We start from the raw sequence: 23,924 nt of genomic DNA on the forward strand, positions 1-23,924 counted from the left end.
TACGTGTCCCTGTTGTTGCTTTTGAGCTTCCTGCTCGACGTCCTTGTTGCAAAGATTATCGCTGGATCCAATTTGGCGATAGGGGCAAAAAGCAGCGCGTTATGTAAGTAAATGCTTACATAGCATCCGAAGAATCAAAATTGCTCGGCATCCAGTAGGAACAACGACTCGCTCCCGGCTTTCACCGAGGCTGTCAGCGAGTGAATACGCGGCAACAGACGTGCGAAATAGAACCGCGCGGTGCCCATTTTGCTCGCGTAGAACGTCTCCTGACTCTCCTTGCCCAACGCTGCCTTGGCCATCAGTGCCCACATGTAGGCATAGGTGGTGTAACCGAAGGCTTGCAGGTATTCGACAGATGCCGCACCGATCTCGTCCGGATTGCTCTTGGCGCGCTCCAGGACCCAGGCGGTCAGGTCATCGAGGTTATCCAGCGCGGCGCCCAGCGGCTGGGTGAACTCGGCCAGCCCGGCGTCGGCGGTCTGGATGAAATGGCGAATCTCTTCGGCGAACAACTTGTAATAGGCGCCGCCGTTGCCGACGATCTTGCGCCCCACCAGGTCCAGGGCCTGGATGCCGTTGGTGCCTTCGTAGATCTGGGTGATGCGCACATCGCGCACCAACTGCTCCTGTCCCCACTCGCGGATATAGCCGTGGCCGCCGAACACCTGCTGGCCGTGCACGGTGGTTTCCAGGCCGAGGTCGGTGAGGAAGGCCTTGGCCACTGGGGTCAGCAAGGCCACCAGGCCATCCGCGCGTTCGCGGGTGGTAGCGTCTTCGCTGAACTTGGCGGTGTCCAACTGCATCGCCACATAGGTGGAAAATGCCCGGCCACCCTCGTTCGACGCTTTCATGGTCAACAGCATGCGCCGTACATCGGGGTGCACGATGATCGGGTCGGCCACCTTGTCCTTGGCCTTTGGCCCGGTCGGCGAACGGCTTTGCAGGCGATCACGGGCGTACTCGACCGCGTTCTGGTACGAGCGCTCGCCCGATGCCAGGCCCTGGATGCCCACCCCCAGGCGCTCGTAGTTCATCATGGTGAACATCGCCGCGAGGCCCTTGTTCGGCTCGCCGATCAGGTAACCCACGGCTTCGTCGAAGTTCATCACGCAGGTCGCGGACGCCTGGATACCCATCTTGTGTTCGATGGAACCACAGCTCACCGGGTTGCGCGCGCCGAGGCTGCCGTCGGCATTGACCATGAACTTCGGTACCAGGAACAGCGAGATGCCCTTGGGACCGGCCGGGGCGTCCGGCAGCTTGGCCAGCACCAGGTGAATGATGTTCTCGGTCAGGTCGTGTTCGCCGCCGGTGATAAAGATCTTGGTGCCGCTGACCTTGTAGGAGCCGTCCGCCTGGGGCTCGGCCTTGGTGCGGATAATCCCCAGGTCGGTGCCTGCGTGGGGTTCGGTCAGGCACATGGAGCCGGCCCAGACACCCGAATACATGTTCGGCAGGTAAGTGGCTTTCAGCTCTTCGCTGGCGTGGGTGTTGATCGAGACACAGGCACCGGCCGTCAGCATCGGGTACAGGCCGAAGGCGAGGCTGGAGGAGTTGATCATTTCTTCGACCTGGGCCGACACCGCCTTGGGCATGCCCATGCCACCGAAGGCCGGATCACCGCCGACGCCGACCCAACCGCCTTCGGCGTAGGTCTGGTAGGCCTGGGGGAAACCGGCGGGCGTGAACACCGCACCGTTGTCCCAGCGGCAGCCTTCCTCATCGCCGCCACGGCTCAAGGGCGCGATGCTCTTGGCGGTGACCTTGCCGGCCTCTTCGAGAATCGCTTCGACGGTTTCGGCGTCGACGGTCTCGGCCAGGGCAGGTAGTTGAGCCCAGAGTTTCGCGACCTCGAACACTTCATTGAGGACGAAGCGCATATCGCGCAGGGGCGCTTTGTAGTCAGCCATGGCAAACCTCGCAGGATCTAAACGACGGGCCCCGGATGGGGCCGATTTTCTATGGCTCGAGTTTACCCTAACAACTTTTACGACACATAGGGTCTATGCGTGACTTTTTTGTTATTTTTAGTCACGCGCATATCCGAGGCATGAGGTGTCTGTTCTGACGCCTTCGCGGGCAAGCCCTGCTCCTACAGTTTTTCGGTGGGCACGATATCTGCGCACAACACAAAACCTGTAGGAGCAGGGCTTGCCCGCGAAGAGGCCCTCAAGATCGCCCACACTCCTTCAGCCTCACTCGAAAGCAGCTACAGCGCAAACAACTCCGCCGGCAAACGCATCAAACACTCACTCCCCGCCTCCACCGCCGCCCGATGGGCAGTCGTGCGCGGTAACAACCGCTTGAAGTAGAACTCGCAAGTCGCCAGCTTGCCCTGGCAATACTCGGCATCACCACTACCCTCCTCCAACTGGGCCTGCGCCACCAGCGCCATGCGCAGCCAGAGGTAAGCAAGAATGATGTAGCCGCTGTACATCAGATAATCCAACGCCGCCGCCCCCACTTCATCCGGGTTCTTCATCGCCGCCATCCCGACCTGAGTCGTCAGCTCACCCCACTGCTGGTTCAACCCCTCCAGCTGCTCCACATAGCCCTTGAGCTGCGGATGCCCGGCATTCGCCAGACAGAACCGGTGCACGATCCTGGTAAAGCCGCGCAGCAACTTACCCTGGCTGCCAAGCACCTTGCGCCCCAGCAGATCCAACGCCTGAATCCCGTTGGTACCCTCATAGATCGGCGCAATCCGACAATCACGAACCAACTGCTCCATGCCCCACTCACGAATAAAGCCGTGGCCACCAAACACCTGCATCCCATGGTTGGTCACCTCAAGACCGGTCTCGGTCATAAAGGCCTTGCAGATCGGGGTCAGGAAGGCCAGCAGGTCCTCGGCCTCCTGGCGCTGGGTCGCATCGCTACCCAGATGGGCAACATCCAGCCACTGTGCGGTGAAGTAGGTCAGCGCCCGGTTGCCTTCGTTGAAAGCCTTCATGGTCAGCAGCATGCGCCGCACATCGGGATGGACGATGATCGGGTCGGCGGCCTTGTCCGGTGCCTTGGGACCGGTGAGCGAACGCATTTGCAGACGGTCGTTGGCGTACCGGACCGCGCCCTGGAAACTGCTCTCGCCCAGGCACAGGCCCTGCATCCCGGTGCCGAGCCGGGCATGGTTCATCATGGTGAACATGCAGTTCAGGCCCTTGTTGGCCTCGCCGATCAGATAGCCCTTGGCATCATCGAAGTTCAGCACGCAGGTCGCGGAAGCCTTGATCCCCATCTTGTGCTCGATGGAGCCGCATTGCACACCATTGCGCTCGCCCGCATCACCGGCGGCATTGACCAGGAACTTGGGCACGATAAACAGGGAAATGCCCTTGGTCCCCGCCGGCGCGTCCGGCAATTTGGCCAGCACCAGATGCACGATGTTCTCGCTCATATCGTGCTCACCGGCGGAGATGAAGATCTTGCTGCCGCTGATGGCATAACTGCCGTCGGCCTGGGGCACGGCGCGGGTCTTGATAAGCCCCAGGTCAGTGCCGCAATGGGCCTCGGTCAGGCACATGGTGCCGGTCCAGCGACCCTCGGTCAGTTTGCTCAGGTAGGTGTTTTTCTGTTCCTCGGTGCCGTGGGCATGGATCGCCGACATGGCGCCGTGGGTCAGGCCCGGGTACATGCCCCAGGAAGTATTGCTGGAGCCGATCATCTCGCTGATCACCAGCCCCAGGGACAGCGGCAGGCCTTGCCCGCCATAGGCCGGGTCCGCCGCCAGGCCATGCCAGCCGCCTTCGACATACTGGGCAAAGGCCTGCTTGAAGCCCTTGGGCGTGGTCACCACGCCATTGTCGAAATGGCAGCCTTCTTCATCCCCGGAGCGGTTCAGCGGCGACAGCACCTGCTCGCAGAACTTCGCGCCCTCTTCGAGGATCGCGCCGACCATATCGGGGCTGGCATCGTTGGCGCCGAGGGCGAGGTAGTGGGCGTGGAAATCGAAAACATGGTCGATCAGAAAGCGCATATCCCGTAGCGGGGCTTTGTACTCAGGCATGGTCATTTCTCCGGCAGCAGATACCCCAACCTACTGCCCTGCCCGGCCCCGGACAATCACCGTCCAACCGCTGAATGCTCCACCATCACTCAGCCGACAGCTTCTCCCGTGCGAACCGCGCCACGCCGGGTCTGTCCTGCCGCGACCACGCAGTTACGCCCCGCGCCCTTGGCGGCATAGAGCGCCTGGTCGGCGGACTTGAGCACTTCTTCCGGGGTACGCTGCTCCGGCTGACGCTCGGCGACCCCGATACTCACGGTCACCGAGACACTGGTCGCCCCACTGCCGGCCCGGCGTTGACGCCCTTGCTGGTCGTCCTGGGGACGATTGTCCTGGTTGCGCAACTGGATATGGTAGTTGGCGATCACTTCGCGAATGACCTCCAAGTGCGGCATGCACTCTTCCAGCGTCTTGCCGGCAAACACCACCGCGAACTCTTCACCGCCATAGCGATAGGCACGACCGCCACCGCTGACCTTCGCCAGCTTGCTCGCCACCAGGCGCAACACCTGGTCGCCGACGTCGTGACCGTGGGTGTCGTTGAATTTCTTGAAGTGGTCGACGTCGGTCATCGCCAGCACATAGTTGCGCCCCAGGCGCTGCATGCGTTCGTTCAGCGCGCGGCGTCCCGGCAGGCCGGTGAGCTCGTCGCGGAAGGCCATCTGATAAGCCTCATGGGCCACCGCCGCGGCAATCATCAACATCACCTGGCTGCACATGATATTCAGGGTGAACGGCAGGATGAAGGTCTTGGGCAACATCCAGAACAACCCCAGCAGCCCGGTCAGTTGCGCCGCGTGCAGCGGTCGCGGGTGGCGCCAGTACTGGACCGTGAGCAACAGGAAGGACGCGAAGAACACCGGATAGGACAGCTGGATCAGGCTCATCCAGTCCCCGTGCAGCGCCGGCCAGCGGATTTCCGCCAGCCAGTCGAGCAAGGTCTGCGGATAACTCTGCTCCAGGCCCAATGCCACACTGCCCACCGCCAGCAGCACGGCGAACCGCGCGACCATGTCCTGGAACAGGTGCGTGCGCTCCTCCCAGGCGGCGTACACGCCAAACAGCAGGGGCAGCAGCAGGCAACAGAGGTGGAAGACCACCGCGGCGTCCTCGCGGACCTTGCCGTGATCACGGTAATAATCGGTCTGGGTGGAGAGCAGGAAATAGGCGATATACACCGTCACCATCAGGAACAGTTCGCGCTGACGTCGATACACCGCGCAGTAGGACCCGCCCAGCAGCAAAACCAGGGTCGGCAGCACATTGAACAGCGAGGTGAAGAAGACGTTGAGTTCCTTGACGTAGGCAGCCGCGAGCCCCGCAAGCAACAACAGGAGGGAGGGTAAAAAATGACCAGCATGGACAGTGGAAGAACGCGGCAAGGGTAAAGCTCCGACCGGCAACGCAATAAATGGCATTGTGCCTGTATTGTAAAACCTAAGGTACGGCAATGTGACATCAGTCACAAATGCCATCTCTTTAACGGCAGCGCGGCGATTCTTCTTAGCGATTTAGTCAGGAATTTTTTCTCCGCCCGTCGCCAAGGGCCACACGCAAAAAAGCCGCTTCCCCCGAAGGCGAAGCGGCTTTTGCAGAAGGCTCAGTGAGGCTTAGTAGCCCAGGCTGAAGTTCTCTTCTTTCATGTCCATCAGGTTGTTCGCGCCCGACAGCATGGTTGCCACGTGAGTGCGGGTACGCGGCAGGATGCGCTGGAAGTAGAAACGCGCGGTCTGCAGCTTGGCGGTGTAGAAGCCTTCCTCGCTGGTACCGGCAGCCAGTTTCTCGGCAGCCAGGCGCGCCATGTCGGCCCAGAAGTAAGCCAGGCAGGCATAACCGGAGTACATCAGGTAGTCCACCGAAGCGGCACCGACTTCTTCACGGTCCTTCATCGCGGCCATGCCGACTTTCATCGTCAGCTCGCCCCATTCCTTGTTGATGGCCGCCAACGGAGCGACAAACTCGCTGACCGCTTCGTTGCCTTCGTTGGCCTGGCAGAACTTGTGGACGATCTTGGTGAAGCCCTTCAGCGCTTCGCCCTGGGTCATCAGCACCTTGCGACCCAGCAGGTCGAGGGCCTGGATACCGGTGGTGCCTTCGTACAGCATGGAGATGCGGCTGTCGCGAACGTTCTGCTCCATGCCCCACTCGGCGATAAAGCCGTGGCCGCCGTAGATCTGCACGCCATGGTTGGCGGCTTCGAAGCCGACTTCGGTCATGAACGCCTTGGCGATCGGAGTCATGAAGGCCAGCAGTGCGTCGGCTTTCTTCTTCTCTTCTTCATCCTGGCCGTACTTGACGATGTCGACCTGCTTGGCGGTGAAGTAGACCATTGCCCGGTTGCCTTCGGCGAAGGCCTTCATGGTCAGCAGCATGCGACGCACGTCAGGGTGCACGATGATCGGGTCGGCGGCCTTGTCCGGCGCTTTCGGGCCTGTCAGGGAACGCATCTGCAGACGCTCGCGCGCATATTTCAGGCCACCCTGGAAACCGATCTCGGCGTGGGCCAGGCCTTGCAGCGCGGTCCCCAGGCGAGCGGTGTTCATGAAGGTGAACATGCAGTTCAGGCCCTTGTTCGGCGGGCCGATCAGGAAACCGGTGGCCGCGTCGAAGTTCATCACGCAGGTGGCGTTGCCGTGGATGCCCATCTTGTGTTCGAGGGAACCGCAGGAAACGGCATTGCGCTCACCGACGCTACCGTCGGTGTTCGGCAGGAACTTGGGCACGATGAACAGCGAAATACCCTTGGTGCCGGCCGGGGCATCCGGCAGGCGGGCCAGGACGATATGGACGATGTTGTCGGCCATGTCGTGCTCACCGGCCGAGATGAAGATCTTGGTGCCGCTGACCTTGTAGGAACCGTCGGCCTGAGGCTCGGCCTTGGTCCGCAGCATGCCCAGGTCGGTCCCGCAGTGCGGTTCGGTCAGGCACATGGTGCCGGTCCACTCGCCGGAGACCAGCTTGGTCAGGTAGGCCTCTTGCTGCTCGGGGGTACCGTGTTCGGAAATGGTGTTCATCGCGCCATGGGACAGGCCCGGGTACATGCCCCACGACCAGTTGGCTTCGCCGACCATTTCGCTGACCGCCAGGCCCAGGGACTCCGGCAGGCCCTGGCCGCCGTGTTCGACGTCGTGGGCCAGGCTTGGCCAGCCGCCTTCGACGAACTGCTTGTAGGCTTCCTTGAAACCGGTGGGCGTCTTAACGCCGGACTCGCTCCAGGTGCAACCTTCGGTGTCGCCGACCCGGTTCAACGGGGCCAGTACCTGCTCACAAAACTTGGCGCCTTCCTCGAGGATGGCGTCAACCATGTCCGGGGTAGCGTCCTGGCATGCCGGCAGGCTCTGATAGTGCGCTTCGTAACCGAGCAGCTCGTCACGGACGAAGCGAATATCACGCAAGGGGGCCTTGTAGTCAGGCATAGCGATAAACCTCTGCTGATGAATCCTGGAATGAGCGACCGCGTCGATTTGCCACGCCGGTCAAACGGTTGTTTGAAACATACGTTTGCGCTCAATTCTTGTCAAGTGTCGTTCATAGTCCATTCGTCATACATGGATGAAGGAGGCGCAGGAAAAGGCCGGCCGCCGTAGGGGCAGCCAGGGGGCGCGTCATTAGAGAATAGTCGAGGATGAGGCGGGTTATGCGAGGGGAGGGCTGATGCAGAGGACTTGAAAACACACAACCCCTTGTAGGAGCTGGCTTGCCGGCGATGAGGCCAGTAAGTCTTGCATCAACTTATCGGCCGCCATCGCTGGCAAGCCAGCTCCTACACAGGATCGCGTTTCAATTCTAATGGAGAGGTGAAGCTATCAAGCGTAGGTATCGATCAACGTACCGAGGGCCTGATCCGCGGCCTTCTCCACCTTGGCACCCGCTTCGACCTGAAGCTTGCCCTGGGTCATGTCCACCATGGTGCTCGACAGATCTTGCTGGCTGCGGTCCACCGACAGCAGCCGGTTGACCTGGGTATCGGACGATTGGCTCTTCAGCGAGCGTCCGTCTATGGTATCGGCGACTTGACTGGCCGACTGGTCAACGCGGTTCTGCCCGGACCGAATAGTACTCAGACCGGCATAAACAGCGGTATTTCCTGAGATTTCCATGGGCAGACTCGACTGAATACGGGATCGACAGTCTGCATTTAAGCAGACCTGTCAAAGAAACACCCGTCAAAAACAATAATGGCAGATTGCCTGTTGATAGGCAGAGTCTTAGGGAAGCCTCAACCAACCCGCAGACGCCGCAGCTCGGCGTCTAATCCAGCAGATCCAACTGCAGGTACTGCGCAACGGCCTCGGCGCTCGCCACCTTGAGCCTCGGCACCCGTCCCAGGCAAGGCGCCGGCAGGCGTTCGGCCAGGGTCGCGAGGTTCTCTTCCAGGCGCGAAGTCTTCGGCTCGATGATATTGGCGACCCAGCCGGCCAGTTGCAGACCATCTCGCTCGATGGCTTCGGCGGTCAGCAGGGCATGGCTGATGCACCCCAGGCGTACCCCCACCACCAGGATCACCGGCAAGGCCAGCGCCTGGGCCAGATCCGACAGGCTGGCCTGATCCGCCAAGGGCACCCGCCAGCCCCCGGCGCCTTCGATCAGGGTGAAGTCGGCCTGCTTGGCCAATATCCGCTGCATCGGTCCCAGCAAGGACTGCACGGTCAACTTCACCCCCGCCTCGCGCGCCGCCAGATGCGGGGCAATCGCCGGCTCGAAGGCCACTGGATTAACCTCGGCATAGGCCAGCGGCAGCGAACATTCGGCCAGCAACGCCAGGGCATCGGCGTTGCGCAGCCCTTCGGGCGTCACCTCACAGCCGGACGCCACCGGCTTACCCGCCGCGGTACTCAGGCCGGCCTGACGGGCCCCGTGCAACAACCCGGCGGCAATCGTGGTCTTGCCCACATCGGTGTCGGTGCCGGTAATGAAATAGGCAGCATTCATAATGGCTTCTCCAGAATGGCGTAGACCACCTGATAGGTCGCCGGCAAACCCTCGGCCTGGCGAAACGCTTCATAGGCCTGCACCAACCCGAGAATCCGCGCCCGCCCGGTCAAACCGCCCGGCCGGCCAGGATTGAGGTTATGCGCGCCCAGCGCCTTGAGTTCATGGGTCAGCCTGCGCACATCGGGGTAGTGCAGCACCTGCGGCCGGCTTTCCAGGCTGACCACGCGCAAACCGCTGTCCCGGCACAACTGCTGATAGTCGCTGAACAACCGGAAGCGGTTGACGTGCACCAGGCCATCCACCGCCCGCCAGCTTTCCCGCAACTCGTGCAGGGTGCCAACGCACAGGCTGGCAAAGGCCATCACGCCGCCCGGTCGCAGTACCCGGTGGGCCTCGCCGAGTACCGCGGCAAAATCGGCACACCACTGCACGGCCAGACTGGAGAACACCAGATCGCAACTGCCGGCCTGCAATGGCAGGCGCTCGGCATCCCCGGCGACAAAGTGCCGGGCACCGCCGAGCGGACGCGCGTGCTCCAGCATGCCCTGGGCAATATCCAGTGCCACGCCTTCGCTCTGCTCGAAACGAACGGCCAAGGCCCGGCTGAAGTAGCCGGTACCGCAGCCCATATCGAGCCAACGGGACGGGCTCAACTCATCCGGCAAGCGTGCGAGCAATTCATGACCGATATCGCGCTGCAATTGGGCGACGCTGTCATAGCTGGCCGCCGCGCGGGAAAACGAGGCAGCAACCTGACGCTTGTCGGGCAAGCCGCCCGGCAAGACAGGGTGGGAAAGATCAGTCATCACCGGACTCATGCAAAAAGGCCTGGATCGCCCCGGCCACTCCATGGGGGTCGTCCAGTAGAAAGGCGTGGCCGGCCTGTTCGATCAGGCCGATTTCGACATCCGGCAGCAGCGCCAGCAAATCACTGGCGGCCTCGGCCGGCACCAGGCCATCCTGGCCGGCGAACAAGTGCAATTGCGGACCGCGAAAAGCCTGCAGGGCCTGGCGGGTATCCAGTTGTGCCAGCACCTCCAGCCCGTTCAACAGGGTCTCGGGGGTAGTCTGCGGCGCACCGGCCAGGAGCAGTCGCGCCTGGCCGCGCGGGTCCGCCGAACCCTGGGCACAGAGCAGGCTGAAACGCTTGAGGGTCGTTTGCGGATCGGCGCGGCAGCCGGCCAGGAACAGGTCGAAGGTGTCGTTGGCCATCGCCCCGGACCAGTCGTCACTCACCACAAAACACGGGTTGCTCGCCAACGTCAGCAGACCGCAGCAGCGCTCGCCACGCCGCGCCGCCAGCGCCGAGGCGAGCATACCGCCCAGGGACCAGCCGCCCAGCCAGGCATTGTCCGGCAGGGTGGCGTCCAGTTCGTCGAGCCACTCTTCGGGATCGCCGCTGGCCAGTTCCGGCAAGGGTTCGATTTCCACCCGCAAGTGCTCATCCAGCCCGCGCAAGGCCGCCGCCAGGGGTTCCAGCGGCGAGATGCCGAGGCCCCAACCGGGCAACAGGATCAGACGATCACGCATGGTTTGGCTCCACTGGATCAAAGGGGCCCAACAGGCTGAAACACGCGGCCAGCCCCTCTAACAATAGCTGCACCTGCGCCTCGCTGTGGGCCGCGGACAAGGTCACCCGCAACCGGGCACTGCCCGCCGGAACGGTCGGCGGACGAATCGCCGTCACCATCAGCCCGCGCTCACGCAGCAACTGCGAGAAGCGCAACGCCCGACCGCTGTCGCCGATCAGGATCGGCTGAATCGGGGTAAAGCTGTCCATCAGGGTCAGGCCGATCTGTTCGGCGCCCTGGCGGAACTGGCGAATCAACGCATTCAGGTGCTCGCGCCGCCAGTGCTCGGTGCGCAACAGTTCCAGGCTTTTCAACGTCGCGCAGGCCAAGGCCGGCGGTTGGCTGGTGGTGTAGATATAGGGGCGGGCGAACTGGATCAGGCTTTCGATCAACTCTTCACTGCCGGCGACAAAGGCGCCCGCCGTGCCGAAGGCCTTGCCCAGTGTGCCGACCAGTACCGGCACGTCCTCCTGGCTCAGACCGAAGTGCTCGACGATCCCGCCACCGTTGGCCCCCAGCGGGCCGAAGCCGTGGGCATCATCGACCATCAGCCAGGCGCCCTTGGCCCGGGCTTCGCGGGCCAGGGCCGGCAAGTCGGCCAGGTCGCCGTCCATGCTGAAGACCCCGTCGGTGACCACCAGGATATTACCGGTGGCCTTTTCCAGACGCTTGGCGAGACTGGCGGCGTCGTTGTGCAGATAACGATTGAAGCGCGCGCCCGAGAGCAATCCGGCATCCAGCAGCGACGCATGGTTGAGACGGTCCTCCAGCACCGTGTCACCCTGCCCGACCAAGGCCGTGACCGCACCGAGGTTGGCCATATAACCGGTGGTGAACAGCAGCGCCCGCGGGCGCCCGGTGAGATCGGCCAAAGCCTCTTCCAGGGCGTGATGCGGCCCGCTATGACCAATCACCAGATGCGAAGCACCGCCGCCGACACCCCAGCGCGCCGCGCCGGCCTGCCAGGCTTCGATGACCTGCGGATGATTGGCCAGGCCCAGGTAGTCGTTGTTACAAAAGGCCCGCAGGGGCTGGCCATCGACCACCACCTGCGGGCCTTGCGGACTCTCCAGCAACGGGCGCTGGCGATAGAGGTTTTCGGCGCGCCGGGCGGACAGCCGGGCGCTGAGATCGAAGGGCATGCAAGGCCTCGCGGGATCAGACAGCGGCGTTATAGAACTGCTCGCTGCTCTTTTGCTCCACCAGCGCCTGCTCGATGGCCGCCTGGTGCACTTCGTCAGCGTGCTCTTCACGGGCTTCGGGGAGGATGCCCAGGCGCGAGAACAACTGCATGTCCTTGTCGGCCTGCGGGTTGGCGGTGGTCAGCAATTTATCGCCGTAGAAGATCGAGTTCGCGCCGGCAAAGAACGCCAGGGCCTGCATCTGATCGTTCATCGCCTCACGGCCCGCCGACAGGCGAACGTGGGATTGCGGCATGAGAATCCGCGCCACCGCGAGCATGCGGATGAAATCGAACGGATCGACATCATCGGCGTTTTCCAGCGGCGTACCGGCAACCTTCACCAGCATGTTGATCGGCACCGACTCCGGGTGTTCCGGCAGGTTCGCCAGCTGGATCAGCAGCCCGGCGCGGTCGTCGAGGGACTCACCCATGCCGAGGATACCGCCGGAGCAGATCTTCATCCCGGCATCACGAACATAGGCCAGGGTCTGCAGGCGCTCGCCGTAGGTACGGGTGGTGATGATGCTGCCGTAGAACTCCGGCGAGGTGTCGAGGTTATGGTTGTAGTAGTCCAGGCCGGCGTCGGCCAGGGCGGCGGTCTGGTCCTGGTCGAGCTTGCCCAGGGTCATGCAGGTTTCCAGGCCCATGGCCTTGACCCCTTTGACCATCTGCAGCACGTACGGCATGTCCTTGGCCGACGGGTGTTTCCACGCCGCGCCCATGCAGAAACGGGTCGAACCGATGGCCTTGGCCCGCGCGGCCTCTTCCAGCACCTTCTGCACTTCCATCAGCTTTTCTTTTTCCAGCCCGGTGTTGTAGTGGCCGGACTGTGGGCAGTACTTGCAGTCTTCCGGGCAGGCGCCGGTCTTGATCGACAGCAGGGTCGACACTTGCACGCGATTGGCGTCGAAGTGCGCGCGGTGCACGGTCTGGGCCTGGAACAGCAGGTCATTGAACGGCTGGACGAACAGAGCCTTGACCTCGGCCAAAGACCAATCGTGACGCAAAGTGGCGGTGATGCTGGCGCTCATCGGCGGAGTTCCTTGTTTTATGCTGGGCAAGCGTCTGGGGCAAAGGAATACCCACAGGCGCGACACGGATGCTCGGCATATTTAAGGAAGACTCATGCGCTGTCAACCACGATACGAAGGACCGGTTTACATCTGGTTAAAAAACAAACAGACCTGTTTGTTGTGCGATGAAACCACCGATACACCCCACCCGATCTGTACGCCCTGCGAGAGCGAACTACCCTGGCTGATGGAGGCCTGCCAGGTCTGCGCCCTGCCCTTGGCGGCGACGGGGCTGACCTGCGGACAGTGCCTCAAGCAGCCGCCAGCCTTCGAGCAGGTGATTGCGCCCTGGACCTATCGCTTTCCACTGGATAGCCTGATCACCCGCTTCAAGCACCAGAGCCAATGGCCGCTGGGGCGACTGCTGGGTGAATTGCTGGCCCAGGCGTTGCGCGAGCGCTTTGACGATGGCTTGCCGCGACCGGACCTGTTGCTGCCGGTGCCCATGGCGACCCGGCGCTTGCGTCAGCGGGGTTATAACCAGGCGGCGATGCTGGCGAACTGGCTGAGCCAGAGCCTGGAAATCTCCGCAGATGAACAGCGTTTACGGCGTGTTCAGGACACTATCGCGCAACAGGAACTGGACGCCAGGGCTCGCCGACGCAACCTGCTGAATGCCTTTGCCCTGGCGCCTGGCGCGGAGGTCGAAGGCCTGCACCTGGCGCTGGTGGACGATGTACTGACCACCGGTGCCACCGCCGAAAGCCTGGCCCGCTTGCTGATGAAGGCGGGAGCGCGGCGGGTCGATGTCTATTGCCTGGCGCGTACACCGAGCCCGGAAAATCGCTAACCTCCCCAAAGACACCACAAAACCTGTAGGAGCCTGGCTTGCCAGCGAAGAGGCCCTTGAGCCTTGTGGCGCCCCGACGGCCGCCATCGCCAGCAAGCCGGCTCCCACAGAAACCGCGTTTGGCTTGCGGCGGCTTGACGTCGAAAGCACCGAGAGGCACCTTGCCCAATACCCCCGCCGCCCGAAGTCCGCCCCATGTCCCTGCCCGTCCTGCTGACCCAACACATCGTCCGCCGCCCGCAGCGTATCGCCCTGCTGCAACATATCGCCGAACAGGGCTCCATCACCCGCGCCGCGAAAAGCGCAGGCTTGAGTTACAAGGCGGCCTGGGACGCCATCGACGAGTTGAACAACCTGGCGCAAAAGCCCCTGGTGGAGCGCAGTGTCGGCGGCAAGGGCGGTGGTGGCGCCAAGCTGTCGGCGGAAGGCGAACGGGTGCTGCGTCTCTATCAACGCCTGCAAACCCTCCAGGCCCAGGTCCTCGAAGCCGCCGAAGACAGCGGCGACCTCGACCTGCTCGGCCGCCTGATGCTGCGCACCAGTGCCCGCAACCAGCTTCACGGCACAGTGCAGGACATCACCCACCACGGGCGCAACGACCTTGTGCGTCTGGCCCTGGCCGGCGGACTTACGCTGCAGGCACAGATCACCCACGACAGCACCCAACGCCTGGAACTGGAGAGCGGCACCGAAGTCGTCGCCCTGATCAAGGCCGGTTGGCTGGAATTGAGTGCGATCGGGCATCCCGCAAAATCCGGACACAATTCTCTAAGCGGTCAAATCGAGGACATTTCCGAGGATGAAGATGGCCCTTCGGAGGTCAGAATCGCCCTGCCGAACGGACAAATCCTCTGTGCGCTGGCGCAACCGGAGCAGATAAAAAACCTCGGCCTGAGGGTGGGAAGCCCGGCGCAGACGGTGTTTGCGCCGTCCCTGGTGATTTTGGGTACACCGTTATGACGCCATCGCCAGCAAGCCGGCTCCTACAGAAGAACATATCCCACCTGTAGGAGCCGGCTTGCCGGCGATCGATCGCGCAGCGATCCCCTGCTTTTCCTGCAACAAATCCGTCACAACGCATTACTAAGGTGACCCCCTGACCCGCAGGGAGCCTGATCATGAAGCTCTTAGAAGAAAACCAACCCACCGACCTGGAACAGATGGTCGGCCTCAGCCGTCGTGGCTTTATCAGTGCCGGCGCCTTGTGCGGCGCGGCGATGTTCCTCGGCGGCAACCTGTTGAGCCGCAGCGTGATGGCTGCCAGCGCCAGCGCCGCCTCCGGCCAACTGCTGGGTTTCGACAGCATCGCCGCCGCCACCAGCGACACCCTGACCTTGCCACCCGGCTATACCTCCTCAGTGCTGATCAGCTGGGGCCAACCCCTGGCCAAGAACGGCCCGGCCTTCGACCCGAGCGGCAACGGCAGCGCCAAGGCCCAGGAAGTCCAGTTCGGCGACAACAACGACGGCATGAGCCTGTTCCCCTTCCCCGGCGACGACAACCGGGCGCTGATGGCGATCAACAACGAATACACCAACTACCGCTACCTCTATCCCCATGGCGGCCAGCCGCAATCCCTCGAAGACGTGCGCAAGGCCCAGGCCAGCGAAGGCGTGTCGGTGATCGAAATACAGCGCAAGGACGACCAATGGCACTTCGTCCAGGGTTCGGCCTATAACCGGCGGATCCACGGCAACACACCGATCAAATTCGGCGGCCCGGCAGCCGGTCACCCCTGGTTGCAGACCCAGGCCGACAAGCAGGGGCGCAAAGTCCTCGGCACCTTCCAGAACTGCGCCAACGGCAAGACACCCTGGGGCACCTACCTGACCTGCGAAGAGAACTTCACCGACTGCTTCGGCAGCAGCAATACCGAACAGAAATTCGATGCCGCGCAAAAGCGCTATGGCGTCGTGGCCACCAGCAAGGAGATCAACTGGCACGCTCACGATCCGCGCTTCGACATGGCCCTGAACCCCAATGAACTAAACCGTCATGGCTGGGTGGTGGAAATCGATCCGTTCGACCCGCAGTCCACCCCGGTCAAACGCACCGCCCTGGGTCGCTTCAAGCACGAGAACGCCGCCCTGGCCGAAACCCGTGACGGCCGCGCCGTGGTCTATATGGGCGACGATGAACGCGGTGAGTTCATCTACAAGTTCATCAGCCGCGACCAGATCAACCACAAGCACCCCAAAGCCAACCGTGACCTGCTGGATCACGGCACCTTGTATGTCGCACGTTTCGACAACGGCGACGGCAACCCGGATCGTCCGAAAGGTTCGGGTGAATGGGTCGAGTTGACCTTCGGCAAGAACGGCATCGACGCAGGCAGCGGTTTCACCAGCCAGGCCGAAGTGCTGATCCATGCCCGGCTGGCCGCCAGCGTGGTCAAGGCGACACGCATGGACCGTCCGGAGTGGATCGTCGTCAGCCCCATCGACGGCCAGGTCTATTGCACCCTGACCAACAACGCCAAGCGTGGTGAGGACGGCATGCCGGCCGGCGGACCGAATCCCCGGGAGAAGAATGTCTACGGACAGATCCTGCGCTGGCAGGCCGCTGGCAATGATCATGGCGCCCACACATTTGGCTGGGACTTGTTCGTGGTAGCAGGTAACCCGGCGGCACATCCCGGCACGGCCAAGGCCGGCTCTTCCAATATCACCCCGCAGAATATGTTCAACAGCCCCGACGGCCTGGGTTTCGACAAGGCCGGCCGCCTGTGGATCCTTAGCGACGGCGACTACAGCAACGCCGGGGATTTTGCCGGCATGGGCAATAACCAGATGCTCTGCGCCGATCCGGCCAGCGGGGAAATCCGTCGATTCATGGTCGGCCCGGTGGGTTGCGAAGTGACCGGTATCAGCTTCTCGCCAGATCAGAAGACCTTGTTCGTCGGCATCCAGCATCCGGGTGAAGCCGGCAACTCGACCTTTCCCGAGCATCTGCCGAACGGCAAGCCACGCTCATCGGTGATGGCGATCCGGCGGGAGGATGGCGGGATTATCGGCGCCTGATCAACCGCCTTCGCGGGCAAGCTCCGCTCCCACAGTATTTGAGTCGAGACTGGATACCGCATACGACGGAAAACCTGTGGGAGCGGAGCTTGCCCGCGAAGAAGCCGGAACAGCCGACACCTTTCTACGCCCCGGTGCGCTAACATGCTTGGCCGGACGCGGCCGCCTGCCGCTCGCAGGAGTCAGCATGTCCCACCCGTTTGAAACACTCACCCCCGACCTGGTGCTCGACGCCGTGGAAAGCATCGGCTTTCTCAGTGACGCCCGGGTCCTGGCGCTCAACAGCTACGAAAACCGTGTCTATCAGGTGGGCATCGAAGACGGCGAACCCCTGATCGCCAAGTTCTACCGCCCCCAGCGCTGGACCAACGAGGCCATCCTCGAAGAACACCGCTTCACCTTCGAACTGGCCGACTGCGACGTCCCGGTCGTCGCGCCGATGATCCACAACGGCGAAAGCCTGTTCGAACACGCCGGTTTTCGCTTCACCCTGTTCCCCCGGCGTGGCGGCCGGGCCCCGGAACCGGGCAATCTCGACCAGCTCTATCGCCTCGGACAACTGCTCGGCCGCCTGCACGCCGTGGGCGCCACCCGTCCGTTCGAACACCGCGAAGCCCTCGGGGTGAAGAACTTCGGCGAAGACTCGCTGACCACCCTGCTGGAAGGCAACTTCATTCCCCGCAGCCTGCTGCCGGCCTACGAATCCGTGGCCCGCGACCTGCTCAAGCGGGTGCAACAGGTCTACGCCGAGACCCCGCACCAGAACATCCGCATGCACGGCGACTGCCACCCCGGCAACATGATGTGCCGCGACGAGATGTTCCATATCGTCGACCTCGATGACTGCCGCATGGGCCCGGCGGTGCAGGACCTGTGGATGATGCTCGCCGGCGACCGCCAGGAATGCCTCGGCCAACTGTCGGAACTGATGGACGGCTACAGCGAGTTCCACGACTTCAATCCCCGCGAACTGGCGCTGATCGAACCCCTGCGCGCCCTGCGCCTGATGCACTACAGCGCCTGGCTGGCCCGCCGCTGGGACGACCCGGCGTTTCCCCACAGCTTCCCGTGGTTCGGTAGCGAGCGCTACTGGGGCGACCAGGTCCTGGCCTTGCGCGAACAACTCTCCGCGCTGAATGAAGAACCTCTGAAATTATTCTGACGGTTGTGGCAGGATTTGCTGATGCCCGCAAGGGCGTCATCCCCATACAATAAAATAAAACGCCTACAAGAAATTAGTTAGCAGCCTAAGCAAGGACTCTGCATGCAAGCCGCCAACCCGCGTCGCGGGTACATCCTTGGCCTCAGCGCCTACATCATCTGGGGCCTGTTCCCCATCTACTTCAAAGCCATCGCCGCCGTACCGGCCGTCGAGATCATCATCCACCGCGTGCTCTGGTCCGCCCTGTTCGGCTCCCTGCTGCTGCTGGTCTGGAAACACCCGGGCTGGTGGCGCGAACTGCGGGACAACCCGCGCCGCCTGGCTATCCTGGCCCTGAGCGGCACCCTGATCGCCGCCAACTGGCTGACCTACGTCTGGTCGGTCAATAACGGACGCATGCTCGAAGCCAGCCTCGGCTACTACATCAATCCGCTGGTCAACGTGCTGCTGGGCATGCTGCTGTTGGGCGAACGCCTGCGCCGCCTGCAATGGATCGCCGTCGGCCTCGCCGCCGTGGGCGTGGCGCAGCAGGTCTGGCAGGTCGGCAGCCTGCCCTGGATCTCCCTGGTGCTGGCGCTGACCTTCGGTTTCTACGGGCTGATCCGCAAACAGGCACCGGTCAAGGCCCTGCCGGGGTTGGTGGTGGAAACCTGGATGCTGGTGCCCATCGCCATCGGCTGGCTGTTGCTGAATCCGCTCGCCACCAGCGCCCAGGCCGAATTCTGGAGCACTTCGCAAGCCTGGTGGCTGATCGCCGCCGGCCCGGTCACGCTGATCCCGCTGGTGAGCTTCAACGCGGCGGCGCGTCACCTGCCCTACACCACCCTGGGTTTCCTGCAATACATCGCGCCAACCCTGGTGTTGCTGCTGGCCGTGCTGCTGTACGACGAACACCTGACCGCCAGCAACCTGATGGCCTTCGTGTTTATCTGGACGGGACTGGCGGTGTACAGCGTCGATGCCTGGCTCAGCCTGCGCAAGCGCAGCTGATCAAAAAACACACAAAATCCTGCAAGCCTTGCTCCACCTGGGCTGCAGGCTTCTACCCCAAGGTTATCCACAAGCCGGTCCACGCCGTTTGTGCACAAGCCCTTGAAACTGCTCGTTTTTTGCTCAGCTCCTGGAAAGCCCCGGCCGGCCTGGTCGGGCGCCGGCTCTCCCCAGGTTATCCACAGGCCCGTCCCCGTTAAAACTGGATAACCCGCTTCACTCTTCGTCACTGCGCAGCATCAACTCCACCATCAGCTCATCAGCCAGGGTTTCCAGGCCCGACTGCAAGGCTTCCAGCGGCAGGTCATACGGCACCGCCAGGATCGCCTCGGCATGAAACAAAGGATCGCCGCTCATGGGCGCGGGGCTCACGTCGGTCACCAGTTGCTCCAGGTTGATGCCCTGTTCCGTCAGCAAGCGGGTGATGTCCCGCACAATGCCCGGGCGATCGTTGCCCACCAGTTCCATCGCGATGGGTTTCCAGCGGCCGGGCGCTTCGCCGCCACCGGGAATCACCTGAATCTGAATCCCCTGGCTGGCGAGGGCTTGGAGTGCCTTGATCAACGCGTCATGGGCCTCGGCGGGTGCCTCGACCCGGACAATCCCGACAAACTGCCCGGCCAGGCCCGACATGCGGCTTTCCAGCCAGTTGCCGCCGTGCTCGGCGATGCACAGGGCAATCTGCTCGACCTGGCCGGCCTTGTCGGGTGCGAATACTGTCAGTACGAGATGGTCCACGGGATAGCCCTCTTGTCGTTGGTCGCTCCAGTATAGGCAAGCGGGCCACACCCGTGGGCACTTGGGGGATTGATATAACTCGATCTTTCGAGCCGGGCTCTCAGTAATGGCTGATATACATCAAAACGTAGTTCAAGATGCATCGTTCGATGTCACGCAAGGGCAACTGTTTCGACAAGGCACTGATAGAAAGCTTTTGGGGGCGCTGAAGAACGAACTCATCCATCATCGCCAACGCCGCCACTCACGACTTGCTTACCCGGCCCTGGCTGAACTTACCCGGAAATACTGGAACCCAGCCAGGGCCGTTTGAAGCGCAACTGTCTGCTCTTGTCAGGGCTGTACAGCGTTAATACCTATCATGAAATCTTCAGCGGGGATATGAGGACCACCCCTGAGAATGACCAGCGTATCATCTGTTGTACTGGAGTCATCGACCGCCAAGAGGAATCTGCTCACGCTGCTTTCAATAGTTACAAAACGGCTTCCCGAGCGCCTAATTATCCAAATTTGATTATTTTCCCCATTCTTCTCGACAACGACGACATCTGTGCCTTTTGCAGTCATGTACGCGTTAAACGGAAAGCATTGAATCTCTCCCTCCCACACACCGACAGGCGACGACTCGGTAGTATTAAACGTCCACAATGCGAATAACAAATTATCCCTAGTGGTAATCCTAAGATCAGGATTACTAGCGCTATGATGAAAGAGAAAACTTCTTTCATTTAAAGCCGTGAATATTTTTCTTGGCTCAGCTGGAAGGCTTAACGCCCCAACCGAGCCATCCTCAAGCACCTGATCTGGCGTTGCAGGTTCAGGGGTATTGGTACTCTTTTTCATAAAGGCTCTCCTTTACTTACTGGTTCTTGCTGATTGAGGTAACAGCAATGAAGACAGCAATGGCGAAGAACCGAGGAAGCTTGCCAACAACCGGCTGACACACAATACCCAAGCCCTCAGTGTAGCTTGATGAGGAAAGGTACAAGCTCGACCAGGCCCTGTACGCGCAAGATACGGACAAGCGGATGACATCGGGCCTGCCCTTCGAAAGATCAGGCACGCTTCCACACCATCCCCACCACACACCACGGCGCCGTACGGAAAAACAAATCGTGTACCATTTTCAGATTTATCTGGAACAATCCATACATTTCTTGAGAACATTAGCGGCTTTTGCGTGACCGGACAGAACCCACTGGTCGCGAAACGACGTATTTAGTCTAATTTTCACAACCGCAATGCATCATGTAGTATGCGCCGGCACGCACTACATAACGTTGGATGGACGTCTGCCCGAGTGTCTGTGAAACCACGGAAAGCCCCGCCGGCTCAGGTCGGCCGGGCGAGCCCAGCCGCCCGCGAGGGCATGTTCTGGTACTGTGTTCAGAGAAGCACGCAAGGCTTTAAACAGAAGAGCTGAATAGCTGAGCAGAGTGAGGCAAGCAATGACTGAACACGTTCAAGTCGGTGGCCTTCAGGTCGCCAAAGTCCTGTTCGACTTCGTGAATAACGAAGCCATTCCCGGTACCGGTCTGACCGCCGACCAGTTCTGGGCCGGCGCCGACAAGGTCATCCATGACCTGGCCCCGAAGAACCAGGCCCTACTCGCCAAACGCGATGATTTCCAGGCCCGGATCGATGCCTGGCACCAGTCCCGGGCCGGCCAGGCCCATGACGCCGTGGCTTACAAAGCCTTCCTGCAAGACATTGGCTACCTGCTGCCAGAAGCGGCGGATTTCCAGGCCACGACCCAGAATGTCGACGACGAGATCGCCCGCATGGCCGGCCCACAGTTGGTGGTGCCGGTGATGAACGCGCGTTTCGCCCTCAACGCCTCGAACGCCCGCTGGGGTTCGCTGTATGACGCACTCTATGGCACCGATGCCATCAGCGAAGCGGACGGCGCGGAAAAAGGCAAAGGCTACAACAAGGTCCGTGGCGACAAGGTCATCGCCTTCGCCCGCGCCTTCCTCGACGAAGCCACGCCCCTGGCCGCCGGCTCCCATGTCGACGCCGTGGGATACAAGATCGTCGACGGCAAACTCGTGGTCGCCCTCAAGGGCGGCAGCAACAGCGGCCTGCGCAACGACGCCCAGTTGATCGGCTTCCAGGGCGCTGCCGCAGCCCCCACCGCGATCCTGCTGAAAAACCACGGCCTGCACTTCGAAATCCAGATCGACGCCAGCAGCCCCGTCGGCCAGACCGATGCCGCCGGCGTGAAGGACCTGCTGATGGAAGCGGCCCTGACCACCATCATGGACTGCGAAGACTCGGTCGCCGCCGTCGATGCCGATGACAAGGTGGTGATCTACCGCAACTGGCTCGGCCTGATGAAGGGCGACCTCGCGGAACAGGTCGCCAAGGGCGGCACCACCTTCACCCGGACCATGAACGCCGACCGCCGCTACACCGCCGTCGACGGCAGTGAATTGAGCCTGCACGGTCGCTCGCTGCTGTTCGTGCGCAACGTCGGTCACCTGATGACCATCGATGCGATTCTCGACAGCCATGGCAACGAAGTGCCCGAAGGCATCCTCGACGGCCTGATCACCAGCCTCGCGGCGATCCATAGCCTCAACGGCAACAGCGTGCGCAAGAACAGCCGCACCGGCTCGGTCTACATCGTCAAGCCGAAGATGCACGGTCCGGAAGAAGCGGCGTTCACCAACGAGCTGTTCGGCCGTATCGAAGAGGTCCTGAACCTGCCGCGCAATACCCTGAAAGTCGGGATCATGGACGAAGAGCGACGCACCACCGTCAATCTGAAAGCCTGCATCAAGGCCGCCAGCGAGCGCGTGGTGTTTATCAACACCGGCTTCCTCGACCGCACCGGCGACGAGATCCACACCTCCATGGAAGCCGGCGCGATGGTGCGCAAGGCCGCCATGAAGACGGAAAAATGGATCGGCGCCTACGAGAACTGGAACGTCGATATCGGTTTGAGCACCGGCCTGCAAGGTCGCGCCCAGATCGGTAAAGGCATGTGGGCCATGCCCGACCTGATGGCGGCGATGCTCGAACAGAAAATCGCCCATCCACTGGCCGGCGCCAACACCGCCTGGGTCCCGTCGCCGACCGCGGCCGCGTTGCATGCGCTGCATTACCACAAGGTCGACGTGTTCGCCCGCCAGGCCGAACTGGCCAAACGCGCGCGGGCTTCGCTCGACGATATCCTGACCATCCCGTTGGCGAGCAATACCGACTGGTCGGCCGAGGAGATCCGCAGCGAGCTGGACAACAACGCCCAGGGCATCCTCGGCTACGTGGTGCGCTGGATCGACCAGGGTGTCGGTTGCTCGAAGGTGCCGGACATCCATGATGTCGGCCTGATGGAAGACCGCGCCACCCTGCGCATTTCCAGCCAGCACATCGCCAACTGGCTGCGCCATGGCGTGGTCACCCAGGACCAGGTCATGGAAAGCCTCAAGCGCATGGCCCCGGTGGTCGATCGGCAGAATGCCGGTGACGCGCTGTACCGCCCGCTGGCCCCGGACTTCGACAGCAATATTGCCTTCCAGGCGGCGGTCGAACTGGTGATCGAAGGGACCAAACAGCCCAACGGCTACACCGAGCCGGTACTGCACCGTCGGCGTCGTGAGTTCAAGGCCCGCAACGGCCTGTAATCCCGCGCTGATGGCGAAAAGAAAAAGCCCTGATCGGTAACGATCAGGGCTTTTTCATTCCGGTCGCCTCAAGACACCGCTCCCTGTAGGAGCGAGCTTGCTCGCGATGGGCGTCAACGATAACGCTGGGCATCTGATACCCCACGGTGCCTGGGCCACCATCGCGAGCAAGCTCGCTCCTACAGGGCCTAAGCCACCATCCCCAGCTCACGCTTGACCAGCTTCAGCAACTGCGTGGTATCGATGGGCTTGAGCAAGAAATCCACCACGCTCAAATGCATCGCATCAATGGCATCACGCACCTGGGCATTGCCGGAGACGATGATGATCGGCAGCGCCGCCCGCTCCGAGCCGCGCACCTTGCGGATCAGGTCCAAGCCATCATCGGCCATGCGCAAATCAGTGATCAGCAGACCGATGCCGCGGTTGGACTCCAGCAACGCAAAGGCCGCCGCGCCACTGGCGGCGGTCACGCAGTGGATATCGTGGAGGGCGAGAATTTCCGACAGCAACTCCCGGGCATCCTGGTCGTCATCGACAATCAGGACCCGCTGATACGACAATTGCGGTGCCTGCATCACCTGCAGAATGGCCTCGCGCTCGGCATCGCTTAAAATATCGTGGTCAGACATACGGCTCTCTGGTATCCCTTCGGCAATCCAATCCCCTAGCACAGTGCTCAGACATCGCTAAACGGATGCTCAATGTGCACTTCGTCGGAAAGTTTTCCAAGTCGATATTTGTTAAGAATCTGCTTCTTCAACTGTAGGCCATTTCTCAAACCTAGACTTACGTCCAATGGGCACCCGGGAAGCGGGGGCCGACCA

At 62.0% G+C, this 23,924-nt stretch carries 19 protein-coding genes and 1 pseudogene; 7 read left to right on the plus strand and 13 right to left on the minus strand.

Going from position 1 to position 23,924, the window contains the following annotated elements; translation table 11 throughout:
- Positions 1 to 134: 134 nt before the first annotated feature.
- The 10 genes from M5B42_RS17840 to bioB all read right to left on the minus strand — a co-directional run bounded on the left by M5B42_RS17840 (position 135) and on the right by bioB (position 12,729).
- Positions 135 to 1,913 carry an acyl-CoA dehydrogenase C-terminal domain-containing protein gene (locus tag M5B42_RS17840; RefSeq protein WP_103497070.1) on the minus strand — a complete coding sequence of 593 codons (1,779 nt, stop codon included), beginning with the start codon at positions 1,911 to 1,913 and terminating at the stop codon, positions 135 to 137.
- Between the two features lie 299 nt (positions 1,914 to 2,212).
- Positions 2,213 to 4,009, minus strand: a complete 1,797-nt coding sequence (locus tag M5B42_RS17845; RefSeq protein WP_248746587.1) for an acyl-CoA dehydrogenase C-terminal domain-containing protein — start codon at positions 4,007 to 4,009, stop codon at positions 2,213 to 2,215.
- Between the two features lie 89 nt (positions 4,010 to 4,098).
- Entirely contained in the window at positions 4,099 to 5,391 is a 1,293-nt protein-coding gene (locus M5B42_RS17850; RefSeq protein WP_248746588.1) for a GGDEF domain-containing protein, read from the minus strand.
- Between the two features lie 228 nt (positions 5,392 to 5,619).
- Positions 5,620 to 7,425: a phenylacyl-CoA dehydrogenase gene (locus tag M5B42_RS17855; RefSeq protein WP_103497073.1), complete on the minus strand. Its 1,806-nt coding sequence runs from the start codon at positions 7,423 to 7,425 to the stop codon at positions 5,620 to 5,622.
- 390 nt (positions 7,426 to 7,815) lie between these two features.
- Positions 7,816 to 8,109 carry a pyrroloquinoline quinone biosynthesis protein PqqE gene (locus tag M5B42_RS17860; RefSeq protein WP_152741071.1) on the minus strand — a complete coding sequence of 98 codons (294 nt, stop codon included), beginning with the start codon at positions 8,107 to 8,109 and terminating at the stop codon, positions 7,816 to 7,818.
- A 151-nt stretch (positions 8,110 to 8,260) separates the two neighbouring features.
- The gene (gene bioD / locus M5B42_RS17865; protein ID WP_248746589.1) at positions 8,261 to 8,941 is read right to left on the minus strand and encodes a dethiobiotin synthase; all 681 of its coding nucleotides are present in this window, start codon (positions 8,939 to 8,941) and stop codon (positions 8,261 to 8,263) included.
- On the minus strand, positions 8,938 to 9,750 hold the full coding sequence (bioC, locus tag M5B42_RS17870; RefSeq protein ID WP_248746590.1) for a malonyl-ACP O-methyltransferase BioC: 813 nt from the start codon (positions 9,748 to 9,750) through the stop codon (positions 8,938 to 8,940). The genes bioD and bioC overlap by 4 nt, the downstream gene beginning before the upstream one ends.
- Positions 9,743 to 10,474, minus strand: coding sequence for an alpha/beta fold hydrolase (locus tag M5B42_RS17875; protein ID WP_103497077.1), 732 nt, complete (start codon positions 10,472 to 10,474; stop codon positions 9,743 to 9,745). Before M5B42_RS17875 ends, bioC begins: the two co-directional genes overlap by 8 nt.
- Positions 10,467 to 11,657, minus strand: a complete 1,191-nt coding sequence (gene bioF, locus M5B42_RS17880; RefSeq protein WP_248746591.1) for an 8-amino-7-oxononanoate synthase — start codon at positions 11,655 to 11,657, stop codon at positions 10,467 to 10,469. The genes M5B42_RS17875 and bioF overlap by 8 nt, the downstream gene beginning before the upstream one ends.
- A 16-nt stretch (positions 11,658 to 11,673) precedes the next feature.
- Entirely contained in the window at positions 11,674 to 12,729 is a 1,056-nt protein-coding gene (gene bioB, locus M5B42_RS17885; RefSeq protein WP_100938536.1) for a biotin synthase BioB, read from the minus strand.
- Between the two features lie 94 nt (positions 12,730 to 12,823).
- Here bioB and M5B42_RS17890 point away from each other — a divergent pair, with 94 nt between their 5' ends.
- The 5 genes from M5B42_RS17890 to rarD all read left to right on the plus strand — a co-directional run bounded on the left by M5B42_RS17890 (position 12,824) and on the right by rarD (position 18,733).
- Positions 12,824 to 13,561 carry a ComF family protein gene (locus tag M5B42_RS17890; RefSeq protein WP_152741076.1) on the plus strand — a complete coding sequence of 246 codons (738 nt, stop codon included), beginning with the start codon at positions 12,824 to 12,826 and terminating at the stop codon, positions 13,559 to 13,561.
- Positions 13,562 to 13,756: 195 nt separating this feature from the next.
- Positions 13,757 to 14,521 carry a TOBE domain-containing protein gene (locus M5B42_RS17895; protein ID WP_248746592.1) on the plus strand — a complete coding sequence of 255 codons (765 nt, stop codon included), beginning with the start codon at positions 13,757 to 13,759 and terminating at the stop codon, positions 14,519 to 14,521.
- A gap of 158 nt (positions 14,522 to 14,679) precedes the next feature.
- Positions 14,680 to 16,581, plus strand: coding sequence for a PhoX family phosphatase (locus M5B42_RS17900; protein ID WP_248746593.1), 1,902 nt, complete (start codon positions 14,680 to 14,682; stop codon positions 16,579 to 16,581).
- Between the two features lie 187 nt (positions 16,582 to 16,768).
- The gene (locus tag M5B42_RS17905) at positions 16,769 to 17,743 is read left to right on the plus strand and encodes a serine/threonine protein kinase (protein WP_152741079.1); all 975 of its coding nucleotides are present in this window, start codon (positions 16,769 to 16,771) and stop codon (positions 17,741 to 17,743) included.
- A 102-nt stretch (positions 17,744 to 17,845) separates the two neighbouring features.
- The gene (gene rarD / locus M5B42_RS17910) at positions 17,846 to 18,733 is read left to right on the plus strand and encodes an EamA family transporter RarD (RefSeq protein ID WP_248746594.1); all 888 of its coding nucleotides are present in this window, start codon (positions 17,846 to 17,848) and stop codon (positions 18,731 to 18,733) included.
- Between the two features lie 216 nt (positions 18,734 to 18,949).
- Here the strand turns inward: rarD and M5B42_RS17915 are convergent, their stop codons facing one another.
- Positions 18,950 to 19,471, minus strand: coding sequence for an ACT domain-containing protein (locus tag M5B42_RS17915; RefSeq protein ID WP_248746595.1), 522 nt, complete (start codon positions 19,469 to 19,471; stop codon positions 18,950 to 18,952).
- A gap of 146 nt (positions 19,472 to 19,617) precedes the next feature.
- Here M5B42_RS17915 and M5B42_RS17920 point away from each other — a divergent pair.
- Positions 19,618 to 19,784, plus strand: a pseudogene (locus tag M5B42_RS17920) (IS3 family transposase); the annotation flags it as partial.
- A 20-nt stretch (positions 19,785 to 19,804) separates the two neighbouring features.
- Here M5B42_RS17920 and M5B42_RS17925 read toward each other — a convergent pair.
- The gene (locus tag M5B42_RS17925; protein ID WP_152741081.1) at positions 19,805 to 20,314 is read right to left on the minus strand and encodes an RICIN domain-containing protein; all 510 of its coding nucleotides are present in this window, start codon (positions 20,312 to 20,314) and stop codon (positions 19,805 to 19,807) included.
- Between the two features lie 605 nt (positions 20,315 to 20,919).
- Here M5B42_RS17925 and M5B42_RS17930 point away from each other — a divergent pair.
- Positions 20,920 to 23,097 (plus strand): malate synthase G, encoded by a 2,178-nt coding sequence (locus M5B42_RS17930; protein WP_248746596.1) that lies wholly within the window; start codon positions 20,920 to 20,922, stop codon positions 23,095 to 23,097.
- A 188-nt stretch (positions 23,098 to 23,285) separates the two neighbouring features.
- Here the strand turns inward: M5B42_RS17930 and M5B42_RS17935 are convergent, their stop codons facing one another.
- A complete protein-coding gene (locus tag M5B42_RS17935; protein WP_103497087.1) occupies positions 23,286 to 23,729 on the minus strand; it encodes a response regulator in 444 nt (147 codons plus the stop codon).
- Positions 23,730 to 23,924 lie beyond the last annotated feature (195 nt).

The organism is Pseudomonas sp. MWU12-2037, from assembly GCF_023242345.1.
Classification (GTDB): domain Bacteria; phylum Pseudomonadota; class Gammaproteobacteria; order Pseudomonadales; family Pseudomonadaceae; genus Aquipseudomonas; species Aquipseudomonas gingeri_D.

What these genes read in the sequence shown, in the direction of transcription:
- M5B42_RS17935 (WP_103497087.1), bottom strand. Translation starts at nt 23,729, where the DNA reads ATGTCTGACCACGATATTTTAAGCGATGCCGAGCGCGAGGCCATTCTG.
- M5B42_RS17895 (WP_248746592.1), top strand. Translation starts at nt 13,757, where the DNA reads ATGTCCCTGCCCGTCCTGCTGACCCAACACATCGTCCGCCGCCCGCAG.
- M5B42_RS17930 (WP_248746596.1), top strand. Translation starts at nt 20,920, where the DNA reads ATGACTGAACACGTTCAAGTCGGTGGCCTTCAGGTCGCCAAAGTCCTG.
- M5B42_RS17890 (WP_152741076.1), top strand. Translation starts at nt 12,824, where the DNA reads ATGCGCTGTCAACCACGATACGAAGGACCGGTTTACATCTGGTTAAAA.
- bioD (WP_248746589.1), bottom strand. Translation starts at nt 8,941, where the DNA reads ATGAATGCTGCCTATTTCATTACCGGCACCGACACCGATGTGGGCAAG.
- bioC (WP_248746590.1), bottom strand. Translation starts at nt 9,750, where the DNA reads ATGACTGATCTTTCCCACCCTGTCTTGCCGGGCGGCTTGCCCGACAAG.
- M5B42_RS17905 (WP_152741079.1), top strand. Translation starts at nt 16,769, where the DNA reads ATGTCCCACCCGTTTGAAACACTCACCCCCGACCTGGTGCTCGACGCC.
- M5B42_RS17840 (WP_103497070.1), bottom strand. Translation starts at nt 1,913, where the DNA reads ATGGCTGACTACAAAGCGCCCCTGCGCGATATGCGCTTCGTCCTCAAT.
- M5B42_RS17845 (WP_248746587.1), bottom strand. Translation starts at nt 4,009, where the DNA reads ATGCCTGAGTACAAAGCCCCGCTACGGGATATGCGCTTTCTGATCGAC.
- bioF (WP_248746591.1), bottom strand. Translation starts at nt 11,657, where the DNA reads ATGCCCTTCGATCTCAGCGCCCGGCTGTCCGCCCGGCGCGCCGAAAAC.
- M5B42_RS17875 (WP_103497077.1), bottom strand. Translation starts at nt 10,474, where the DNA reads ATGCGTGATCGTCTGATCCTGTTGCCCGGTTGGGGCCTCGGCATCTCG.
- rarD (WP_248746594.1), top strand. Translation starts at nt 17,846, where the DNA reads ATGCAAGCCGCCAACCCGCGTCGCGGGTACATCCTTGGCCTCAGCGCC.
- bioB (WP_100938536.1), bottom strand. Translation starts at nt 12,729, where the DNA reads ATGAGCGCCAGCATCACCGCCACTTTGCGTCACGATTGGTCTTTGGCC.
- M5B42_RS17855 (WP_103497073.1), bottom strand. Translation starts at nt 7,425, where the DNA reads ATGCCTGACTACAAGGCCCCCTTGCGTGATATTCGCTTCGTCCGTGAC.
- M5B42_RS17925 (WP_152741081.1), bottom strand. Translation starts at nt 20,314, where the DNA reads ATGAAAAAGAGTACCAATACCCCTGAACCTGCAACGCCAGATCAGGTG.
- M5B42_RS17900 (WP_248746593.1), top strand. Translation starts at nt 14,680, where the DNA reads ATGAAGCTCTTAGAAGAAAACCAACCCACCGACCTGGAACAGATGGTC.
- M5B42_RS17860 (WP_152741071.1), bottom strand. Translation starts at nt 8,109, where the DNA reads ATGGAAATCTCAGGAAATACCGCTGTTTATGCCGGTCTGAGTACTATT.